6 protein-coding genes and 1 pseudogene are annotated in these 10,358 nt (G+C 65.4%); 6 read left to right on the plus strand and 1 reads right to left on the minus strand.

Annotated features, from left to right (window positions below; genetic code table 11):
- The first annotated feature begins 3 nt into the window (after positions 1 to 3).
- The 5 genes and pseudogenes from O7626_RS39185 to pglX (O7626_RS39205) form a co-directional block, all read left to right on the plus strand.
- Positions 4 to 1,836, plus strand: coding sequence for a M91 family zinc metallopeptidase (locus O7626_RS39185; protein WP_278065953.1), 1,833 nt, complete (start codon positions 4 to 6; stop codon positions 1,834 to 1,836).
- Positions 1,833 to 2,429: a hypothetical protein gene (locus O7626_RS39190; RefSeq protein ID WP_278065954.1), complete on the plus strand. Its 597-nt coding sequence runs from the start codon at positions 1,833 to 1,835 to the stop codon at positions 2,427 to 2,429. The genes O7626_RS39185 and O7626_RS39190 overlap by 4 nt, the downstream gene beginning before the upstream one ends.
- 121 nt (positions 2,430 to 2,550) lie before the next feature.
- Positions 2,551 to 4,728 carry a BREX-2 system adenine-specific DNA-methyltransferase PglX gene (gene pglX, locus O7626_RS39195; protein WP_278065955.1) on the plus strand — a complete coding sequence of 726 codons (2,178 nt, stop codon included), beginning with the start codon at positions 2,551 to 2,553 and terminating at the stop codon, positions 4,726 to 4,728.
- A gap of 40 nt (positions 4,729 to 4,768) precedes the next feature.
- Positions 4,769 to 6,178: an IS66 family transposase gene (locus tag O7626_RS39200; RefSeq protein WP_278061713.1), complete on the plus strand. Its 1,410-nt coding sequence runs from the start codon at positions 4,769 to 4,771 to the stop codon at positions 6,176 to 6,178.
- Positions 6,179 to 6,205: 27 nt separating this feature from the next.
- Positions 6,206 to 7,651 (plus strand): annotated as a pseudogene (gene pglX, locus O7626_RS39205) (BREX-2 system adenine-specific DNA-methyltransferase PglX); the annotation flags it as partial.
- A gap of 182 nt (positions 7,652 to 7,833) precedes the next feature.
- On the opposite strand, the gene O7626_RS39210 reads toward pglX (O7626_RS39205), so the two are convergent.
- Positions 7,834 to 8,946 (minus strand): ISAs1 family transposase, encoded by a 1,113-nt coding sequence (locus tag O7626_RS39210; protein ID WP_278060713.1) that lies wholly within the window; start codon positions 8,944 to 8,946, stop codon positions 7,834 to 7,836.
- 404 nt (positions 8,947 to 9,350) lie between these two features.
- On the opposite strand from O7626_RS39210, the gene O7626_RS39215 reads away from it, so the two are divergent.
- Positions 9,351 to 10,148, plus strand: a complete 798-nt coding sequence (locus O7626_RS39215) for a DUF4352 domain-containing protein (RefSeq protein ID WP_278065956.1) — start codon at positions 9,351 to 9,353, stop codon at positions 10,146 to 10,148.
- Positions 10,149 to 10,358: the final 210 nt, after the last annotated feature.

The raw sequence follows: 10,358 nt of genomic DNA on the forward strand, positions 1-10,358 counted from the left end.
CCGATGGGCATCCCGCCGGAGGATCGGGAGATCCGGGTCGACGCCGCGTTCTGGGACCTGCAGGCCAACCCGGGCCGGATCGAGAGTGCGGCGTCCGCGTGGCGGCGCTTCGGCAGGGCGACCGTCGCGGTCGGCGACGACATCGAGGCGGACAGCCGGAACCTGCTCGGCTCGCAGTGGTCGGGAGCGGCTCGCGACTCGTTCGGCCAGCACCAGTCAAAGGTGTTCGGCAGCCTCGACACGATGGGCGGCCAGGCCGACCGGCTCGCCTCGGCGCTGGAGGGTGTGGCCGAGCTGCTGCGGTGGTATCAGAACGCGCTCGATGGCGAGCGTGAGCAGATCATGGGCGCTGTGCCGAGCTGGCGTTCGGGTGGTCAGATCGTCTTCCGGTGGAACCAGCCCGAGCAGGCGACCCAGGTCAGCGAGGCGACCAACCGGGCCGGCAACCTGCGCAAGGAGCTTGCGGATGCCCTGAAGGGCAAGCTGAGCGGCTTCTCCGCCGCGGAGTGGGACGCCGTCTCGACGCAGTGGGACAGCGTCTCCTCCGGTACGGCCGATCCGTTCATGCTGCCTGCGGAGGTGACCGGCGTCTCGGTGCTGATGGTCGACGGCCGGGCGGTGGTCAACACGGGTCCGGGCAACGACAACGTCAGGGTGACCCGGGACCCGGCGACCGGGCAGGTGGTCGTCGAGGTCAACGGCGTCGCGTATCGCTACCCCGAGGGCACGCCGGTGACAATTCGCGCCGGGGAGGGCAACGACACGGTCGAGGTGCCCGCGGGCGCCAACCTGAGTCTCACCCTGCTCGGCGGCGACGGCAGCGACAAACTGCGTGGCGGGGACGGCGACGAACGGATCGTCGGCCTGCACGGCGACGACACCATCTCCGGCGGCGCCGGGAACGACTATGCCTCGGCCGGCTCCGGCCGGGACTACGCCGACGGCCAGGGCGGCGACGACCTGCTGGCCGGTGGGCGGGGCGACGACGTCGTCTACGGGCTGTCCGGGAACGACAACATCGCCGGCGGTGAGGGCCGGGACTACCTCGAAGGCGCGACCGGCGACGACACCGTGCACGGCGGGACCGGCCGGGACATCGTCTCCGGTGGCCGGGACAACGACCGGCTCGACGGCGGCTCGGGCGACGACGTGGTCTACGCGGGGCATGGCCGCGACACGGTCTCGGGTGGCGGTGGGGCCGACACCGCCTACCGGCAGGACGAGGACCAGGTGGCCGGGGTGCGCCAGGACATCCGGATCGAGGTGAGCGACGCGGCACACTACATCAAGATCGACGGGCCGGCCGAGTTCCAGGAGCGGGTCCGTGCCGACCTCGACATGATGCGCGCCTCCCCGATCGGGCAGCAAATGCTCGCCGAGCTGGACGACATCCACAACGACTCGGCCGCCGTCGCCGCCGACTGGCCCGTGCTCGGGGACATCGCGTACCAGGGCAACCCGCTGGTCATCGTCGCTGACGACGCCAACAAAGCCTCGTACAGGACGAACTGGGTCCTGGGCGAGGACTACAAGGTCAGCTACAACCCGGAGCGGCTGTCGACGGTGCCGTCGAACGAGCGCCCGCCGGTTGTGGGTCTCTTCCACGAACTTGCGCACGTCTACGACTTCGGAAACGACACCTCCGCCTCCGGCACCCATCAGGGGCCGGACGATGTCGGGGTCAATAACAGCGAACGGCAGGCGGTCGGCCTGCCGATCGACGAGGACGAAGACCCGAGCACGCCCGACCAGGTCGACCCCGACCACCCCTACCAGTACACCGAAAATGCTCTGCGTGACGAACTGGGCCTGCCGAAGAGGACGTCCTATTCATGATCAGGAAGTTGCCTCTCTTCGGCTGCGCTGCGATGACCGTCGTCATGCTGGCCGGCTGCGCGGACCCGTACGATGATTTCGAGCCGGAGTGGGTCCCGACCGGCACCAAGCCAACGGCGAGCTTCGACGCCGAAGTCACCCCTCGATCGGAAACCGCGCTGGCCATCCGCTACACACTGCGCAACCAGGGGACGGAACCGATCGTCGCCTACGTTGGGGTGGAGGACGGCGTCGCGTCGCATGCCAACGATGTCTACGTGAGCGTGCGGAAGGATGGCACGGTCGAGCTGGCCAAGCGCACCTTCGACATCCCGCCCGGAGTGAACGCCGACGGGATCGTCACCATCGAAGGCACGGTCGTCGCACCCGGCAAGGAGTTCACCGAAGAACTCACGACCTACCTGCCGCTGGAGGGCAACCGCCCCTACGTCGGCAAGGTCAAGCTCCCGGAGCCGGTGCGGGAAGTGGTCTTCTGTCTCGGCGTCGTGCTGCAGAGCGAGGCTCCCGCGCCGAAACCGGCCGACGAAGGGCGCGGGAAGTATCCGCTGAACGGGCCACAGCATCTCTTCTGTTCGCCGCCCGCGACGCTGTAATCGGCGCCTGCCCGGGGGACGGGTGGTGCACCGGTTGCGGCCGGACGGCTGCGGAGAGCGGCGGCGCCAGCCCGGTACGGTGGGGCGGTTCGGTGCGGGGCAAGCGTGAGGTGGGCGGACTGTGATCGATCGTCGGGCGCTGCTGAAGGACCTTCAGGGCCAGGTCAGGGCGTTGGAGAAGGACCTGGCCGAGCAGATCGGCGGCTCCGGCGAGCACTACGACAAGCTGCGGTCGGAGTACGACCGGGCGTTTGCTTTGAAGCGCACGGCGGCGACCTGGGCGGCGTGGCGGGACGAGCGGGTGACCCAGACGGCGGTGGCCTGGGTGTTGGGCTCGGTCTTCGTCAGGTTCTGCGAGGACAACGGGCTCTTCGGTGACGTCTGCTATCTGGCCGGGCCGGAGAAGGACCGGGCAGTGCTGGCCGAGGAGTCGCAGGACGACTACTTCCGGCGACACCCGGAGCGGACCGACCGGGACTGGCTGCTGGCGTCGTTCGAGCACATCGGCGGGACGCAGGCCGGGCGGCTGCTCTTCGACCCCGAGCACAACCCGGCGTACCGGATCCCGATCAGCCACGACGCGGCCAAAGCGCTGATCGGGTTCTGGCGGCGGCGGGACCAGGCCGGGACGCTTGTGCACGACTTCACCGACCCGGAGTGGGGGACCCGGTTCCTCGGCGACCTCTACCAGGACCTGTCGGAGGCGGCACGGAAGCGGTATGCGCTGTTGCAGACGCCGGAGTTCGTCGAGGAGTTCATCCTCGACCTGACGCTGACCCCGGCGGTCAACGAGTTCGGCCACGAGACCATCAAGGCGATCGACCCGACGTGCGGGTCGGGGCACTTCCTGCTTGGCATCTTCCGAAGGTTGATGAAGGAGTGGGAGGAGCAGGACCCGGAGCGGGACCGCTGGGAGATGGTCAGGGCGGCGCTGGAGTCGGTACACGGGGTCGACATCAACCCGTTCGCGGTGGCTATCGCGCGATTTCGCCTGCTCCTCGAAGCCATGCGCGCTGCCGATTTCGCAGACTTCAAGCGAGCCCGCAGGTATGAGTTTCCCATCCGGATTGCGGTCGGCGACTCCCTAATCAAGAACCGTCAGGGAACCCTCTTCGATGACGTAGATGAGTTGGCTCAGTTTCGATACGTTACCGAGGACATCGACAAATTCCCGGGACTCCTGACAGAGAACCGGTATCACGTCGTTGTTGGCAATCCACCTTACATTACGCCGAAGGACAAGGAGTTGAATGAGCTGTACCGAAGGCTCTACAAGGACGTATGCACCGGAAAGTATGCGCTATCAGTTCCCTTTGTGAAGCGGTTCTTTGGCCTGGCTAAGCGACCTGAGTCCGATGGACGTGGATCGGGCTACGTGGGCCAAATCACAGCGAATTCATTTATGAAGCGCGAGTTCGGTCGGAAGCTTATTGAGCACTACTTAGCCGAGAAGGTTGACCTCGCTTACGTCATCGATACGTCAGGTGCACATATACCTGGCCACAGTACACCAACTGTAATCCTTGCTGGTCGGCGCACATCGGCAATACAGCGTGCCGACACGATCCGTACAGTAATGAGCAACCGCGGAGAACCAGAGGAACCTTTCGAGCCAGATAATGGCAAGGTCTGGCGCGCGATTAAAGCCCAGTATAACCAGCCTGGCTCGGAGAGTGAGTGGATCTCTGTCGCAGATTTGCCTCGAACTCAGCTTTCAATTTACCCCTGGAGCCTCGCTGGAGGCGGCGCCGGGGAGCTAATGGCGGCACTCGAGAACGGTTCGTTGGCAAAACTCTCCCAGTTCACAGAGCTTGCTGGATTCGTGGCCATTACGGCTGAAGATGATGCCTTCTTCTCGGGATTGCGGCATCTGCAACGTAAGCGGATCGAATCGATCAGGCCAGTGGCTACCGGGGAAGTTGTCCGGGATTATGCAATATCTTCGCACTTGCACTGCATCTTCCCTTATGATGCCGATCTTCGCCCCGAGAAGCTCGGTAATATCTCGCAATCCATCAAGCTACTGTGGCCCAACAGGCGGATGCTCCAACGCCGCAAGCGCTTTGGCGTCGTAATCGAGGCGATTCCTTCGCTGAGGTGGTATGAGTTCGGTGAACTCTATCGCGACAAGCTGTCGACGCGCCTTTCGATTGCCTTCGCATTCGTTGCAACCCATAATCAATTTGTGCTTGACCGAGGTGGAAAGGTGTTCAACCGGTCGGCCCCTGTCCTTAAGTTGACGGATGGGATGCCTGAAAGTGACGTAACTAATCAGGTCGGTCGGTTCGGGCCGGTTTGATCTTGGCGGGGTTGTTGGGCAGGATGTCCGGGTGCCGGAGATGCCGTCCATCGTGGAGTTGCTGGAGCGGCTCGTCGCGTTGGAGAAGGCCGTCGCGGAGCGGGATGCCCGGATCGCGGTCCTGGAAGCGGAGAATGCCGAGTTGCGGCGTCGTCTGGGTCAGTCTCCGCGGAACTCGAACATGCCGCCCTCGGCGCAGGGGTTGGACAAGCCCGCGCCGAAGTCGTTGCGGGGCCGGTCCGGGCGCCGCTCGGGTGGCCAGGACGGCCATCCGGGTCGTACGTTGCGGCAGGTCGAGAGCCCGGACGAGACCGTTGTTCATGAGCCGGTCGCGTGTGGCGGGTGCGGCGGCGGGCTGGCCGGCGCGCCGCTGGCCGCGGTGACCCGCCGTCAGGTGTTCGAGATTCCCTCGGTCGTAGCCCGGGTCACCGAGCACCGGCTGAACATTCGCCGGTGCGGGTGTGGTGCGGTGACCTGCGCGGACGGCCCGGCCGGGGTGGACGCGCCGGTGCAGTACGGGCCGAGGCTGGCCGCGATCGTGGTGTATCTGCTGGTCGCGCAGTTCGGGGCGCAGAAACGCGTCGCCCAGGCCGTCGGGGATCTGTTCGGGGTGCCGATCTCGCAGGGCAGCGTCGCGGCGTTGACCGCCCGCGCCGCCCGCCGGCTCGAGGGTGACTTTCTGGCCGCGATCCGCACCGCGCTGACGGCGGCACCGCTGGTGCATTTCGACGAGACCGGGTTCCGGGTCGCAGGCAAACTGCACTGGGTTCACTCCGCATCGACAGGTAAGTACAGCCTGCTCTACGTGCACCCGAAACGCGGCCGGGACGCCATCGACGCCGGCGGGGTCCTGCCCGCTTTCACCGGGATCGCCGTGCACGACGCCTGGGCACCTTATGACTGCTACCCACAGGCCACCCACGCCCTGTGCTGCGCCCATCTGCTGCGGGAACTGGTAGCCGCCGCCGAGCTCGACCCGTCGGCAACCTGGGCCGCGCAAGGCATCGACGCCCTGCTGGCCCTCAAGAAGGCCACGGACGATGCTGTGGCAGCCGGCCACGATCGCATCGATCCCGAGATTCTGGCCGCGGGGGTCGCCTCGTTCCGCCACGCCGCTCTGGTCGGGGTCAAGGACCACACCGGCCAAACCACAGCGATCGGCAAGAAACTGGCCGCGCTGGCCCGCCGGATGACCGAACGCATCGACGACTACCTCCGATTCGCGCACCAGCCAGGACACTGCCCGTTCGACAACAACGCCGCCGAACGGGAAGTCCGCATGGTCAAAATCCGGCAGAAAATCTCCGGCGCGATGCGCACCCTGACCGGCGCGGAGCAGTTCTGCCACCTGCGCTCATATCTCGCCACCGCCGCCAAACACGGCATCAATCTCTACGACGCCCTCGTCCAGCTAACATCGGGCCGACCCTGGATCCCCGCAATCAACTGATGACCTGAGTAGTCACAAAGTGACCACCTAGGTCTGGTGGGTCTGCTGAATAGTTCCAGTGGATGTTTCTGGTTAAAGCAGGTCAGTCACGATAAGGGGAGCCAATCTGGCACTGGCGGCTTTATGCACGACGAGTGGGAACGGTTTTACGAGTTTACTGCTACAAAGTTGCAGGAGTTTCCGCTGCCGAAGGCGTACCCGTTGGAGTTGGCGCGGGAGTTGGATGCGGCGGCGCAGCGCTTGACGGCGGTGAGCCCGGCGGCGGTCGCGGAGGAGGGCGTGCCGACGCGGGAGCGGTTGTCCGCTGCGGAGGCTGAGTGGCAGTCGACGCGGGGACGGATGATCGCGCTCCAAGAGGAGCTGGACTGGCAGGTCTACCACCAGTATGGGTTGTTGCCGGACGAGCTGACCGCGCCAGCCGAGTCTGTGCCGGCGTTGCGGCTTGGCGAGCGTGCCTTCGAGATCGTGCTCGCTCGCAAGATGGCGGAGGGTAAGGCTGAGACGCAGTGGTTCGCTCGGCATGGGTCGACGCCGATCACCGAGCTGCCGCAGCACTGGTCGCCCGAGTATCGGGCGGTGGTGGAGAACCGGATCGCGGTCATCCAGCAGAACCGCTACCTGGCGCTGATCGAGCGGCCCGAGTGCAAGCGGCGGTGGGCCACCGAGGGCTGGGACCGGATGCTCGACAAGGCGCTACGGGACTGGCTGTTGGACCGGTGCGAGGCGCGTGAACTGTGGTACGCCCCGGACGAGAATGGCGTTCCGCAGCCTCGTCCGCTGTCGGTCGCGCAGCTTGGGGACGAGCTGCATCGGGATCCGGACTTCCTCGCCGTGGCGGACCTCTACGACCCGGGCAAGGAGCTGTCGGTCCTGCTCACCGAGCTGATTGAACCCGAGCACGTGCCGTACCTGGCGGCGTTGCGCTACACCGCCACTGGGCTGGAGAAGCGGGCCGGCTGGGAGCACGTGTGGGACCTGCAACGGCAGGAGGACTCGGCGCCCGACGAGCCGGCCAAGCGGAAGATTCGTGACCAGATCCCGGTGCCGGAGAAGTACAAGCCGGCCGACTTCCGCAAGAACAGCTACTGGAGCAACCGGGGCAAGCTCGACGTGCCGAAGGAGCGGTTCATCTCTTACCCGCAGGCGGGCCGGGACAACGATCCGTCGCTGCTGATCGGCTGGGCTGGCTGGGACCATCGGGAGCAGGCGCAGGCGCTGGCCGTACTCATCGTGCAGCGTGATGAGCAGGCAGGCTGGTCGGGGGAGAAGTTGACACCCCTGCTGGCTGGGTTGCGGGAGGTAATGCCCTGGGTGAAGCAGTGGCACGGCGAGTTCGACCCGGAGATCGGTGACTCGCCCGACGCTATATATGACGGCTTCCTCGCCGACCGGCTTAATGTTCACGGCCTCACCGGCAGTGATCTAACGGCGTGGGGCCCTCCTGCCGCAGCACGGGGCCGACGACGGGGCTGATCCCTCGCTCAGAGTTACTGCACTGGGAAGTCTTCTCAGCTACGGGTTGCTTCCGGTGCAAACCCTGGCTCGTCCGGGAACCAAGGTCGCAAACCCGACAAGAAAAATGCCTCACTGGCCGCGCTGTCTCGGCGACCGGTGGCCATACCGCAACTAAAGGTTGTGCTGCGCAGTACGCAGGGTCATTGCGTTCTGGGGTAGCTGCTGGTCATTGCAGTGATGAGGTCGTGCGGGCGACGGTCGGCGCGTCTGGTGGCGCGGGCGATGTTGGTATCGCCGTTGGTGCGGTGGTAACTGGCCGCGGTGTTACGTAGCGTCGCCATGATTGCGGGGCCGGTGCCGGTTCTGGCTTGGTGGAGGTCTTCACGGAACGTGACGTCGCGGACATGATGGACCTGATTCTCGATCAGCCACTCGTTTCGGGCCCAGGACTGCAGGTCCGCGGGTTGGGCGTGCTCGGCGGGGAGGGAGATGGTGTAGTAGGCGGTTTCCCTGGTGGTCTTGCCCTTGAGGGTGCGGGTGCGGGTGATCCGGACGGCCTGCTCGGCGTGAGGGAACAGCAGACCGCCGGGGGTGGCTACGGTGAGCGCCTTGACCGTGCGGGTCTCCCGCCGGCCGTGACCGGTTTCGCGGCGTCGGTCACCCACCGGGACCTGGGCCCAGGGCAAGGCCTTGAGCTGGGCAAACACGGTCGGCTGGTTACCTTTGACCGGGATGAGCAGGTCGGCGCCGCGAGCGGCGACCTCGGTCGCGTGGCTGGTCTGTGTATGGAGGGCGTCGGCCACGAAGATGAGGCCGTCCAGGCTACCCAGAACCTGTTCGACCGCGTCCAGCAGTGGGGTGAACGCGGGGATTTCGTTGCTTTTCGCGGCCACGGTGACCTGAGCGAGCACGATGCCGGTGCTGGTGTCCAGCGCGGACAGCAGGTGGACCCGGCTGCCATCGGCGCGGCGGGCGCCGCGCATGGTCTTGCCGTCGATGGCGATGACGATCCGGTACCGCCGAGGTCGGGGCGTGACCGGAGGCGGGACGCGGGTACGCAGCCAGTCGGCGAGCACGGTGGCCAGCAGGTCAGCGTCCAACCTGGTCAGCAGCCGCCAGATCGTGGTCGCGGCCGGGACGGCGCGGATGAACCCGAGCCGGGCCCTGGCGAGGTCATCGAGGTCGTGCAGCCAGTCCGCGATGGCCGCGAACGATGATGCGCCGGCGGTCACGGCGCACACCGCGACGGTCAGTAGCCCGACGAGCGGGTAACGCGCCCCACGCGGGGACCGGGGGTCCGCGATGGTGGCCAACGAGTGCTGGAGCCCAGCTTCTTCACCCTCGGTGACAAGGCGCGGTGGCGAGTCGGTGGGGGTGCGAACTGCGGACAGTACCTGAATCGGGCATGCTGACATCGCGGGTGAGGTCCTCAAGGTGTCCGGGAGCGTCGAGAACTCCATGATCACCTACAGGCCTCACCCGCCTTCCTCAACCCCGCAAGGGTCCGCCCACCCCGGGAATCCCCAGTTCAACGGCCACTCGACCAAACACGCAATAGCCCTGGCGCAGTACGCGCCTCGATTGGTTGCCACCTGATTAGATGCTGCCAGAAGACGGTTGTGGGAATGCGCTTCTGGAAGCCCTGTGGCACGGTCGTGAGGGCTCTTTACCGTGCGGGGTGAATGAGCGTTAGCTTGAAGGCGGCCACAGTATGAACATGCCCGATAATTCGGCCCAGAACCAGCCTCCGGTGGGCCAACAGTTGCCCCCTACTGCTCAATTTCAGCAGGTTCCTGGACCGCATCCGCTGCCTCCTGCAGGCTGGCAGTCATCCGTTCCGTCACAAGGACCCAATACCCGTGGGCGTCCGTCCTGGCTCATGCCCACTCTTATTGGTGCGGCCGCGTTTGTCGTGCTGTGTTGTGGTGGCACTATCGCCTTGGGATTAGCCGGTGATACTGGCAAAAATACGGAGTCCGCCAGCGGTGTTTCAGTAGTCACTCCCACTGCGTCGGCTTCGGAGGCGGAAGTCCCGACCCCGTCAAGCCCGGCACAGGTCAACCCGAAACCCTCCAAGACCCCTGACCTGCCGCTTCCGACCAAAGCAAAGACCTTTGGAATCGGTGACAAGGTACGGGGTGGGGACTTCGAGTTCACGGTGCACAAAGTGAAGTGCGGGATTTCCCGTGTCGGTAACGACTTCCTCAATGTCAAGGCGCAGGGCAGCTACTGTCAGATTACCGTGACCGCGAAGAACGTCACCAAAAAAGCTCACCTGTTCCACGCCGACAGCACTCTTACTGCCCAGGACAGGGCCGGTCGGGAGTACAGCCCAGATGGACAGGCTGGTATTTACGGCAACCAGGATGCGCAGGGCTTCCTCGACGAGATCAACCCGGGAAACTCGGTGCGTGCGAATGTCTATTTCGATGTCCCCAATGGCACGAAACTGAAGTCCGTAACTTTTAGTGCCGGTCTGTTCACGCTGGCGGAGGATGCTGTTGTCAGTCTCTGACCCGTCGCCAAGATAACTCCGTGGTCGGGGAGGACTGCGTCTGCATCTGATAATCACAGGACCGATCAGAGTCTGGCCAGCGCGGTGCATGACGAGGACAAGCAACGACTTACTGGGAACAGGACGAGCGGGTAGACGTCGAACCTCGCGGTGCCTGTGCAGCCGTGGCACCCTTCGATCCACCCTGTTACTGATCGCTCACGAGCGACT

Source organism: Micromonospora sp. WMMD1102 (genome assembly GCF_029626265.1).
Lineage (GTDB): Bacteria > Actinomycetota > Actinomycetes > Mycobacteriales > Micromonosporaceae > Plantactinospora.

Bases quoted from the DNA above. Each gene is read 5' to 3' on its own strand.
- O7626_RS39185 (WP_278065953.1), top strand. From the start codon at position 4: ATGGGCATCCCGCCGGAGGATCGGGAGATCCGGGTCGACGCCGCGTTC.
- O7626_RS39215 (WP_278065956.1), top strand. From the start codon at position 9,351: ATGCCCGATAATTCGGCCCAGAACCAGCCTCCGGTGGGCCAACAGTTG.
- O7626_RS39200 (WP_278061713.1), top strand. From the start codon at position 4,769: ATGCCGTCCATCGTGGAGTTGCTGGAGCGGCTCGTCGCGTTGGAGAAG.
- O7626_RS39190 (WP_278065954.1), top strand. From the start codon at position 1,833: ATGATCAGGAAGTTGCCTCTCTTCGGCTGCGCTGCGATGACCGTCGTC.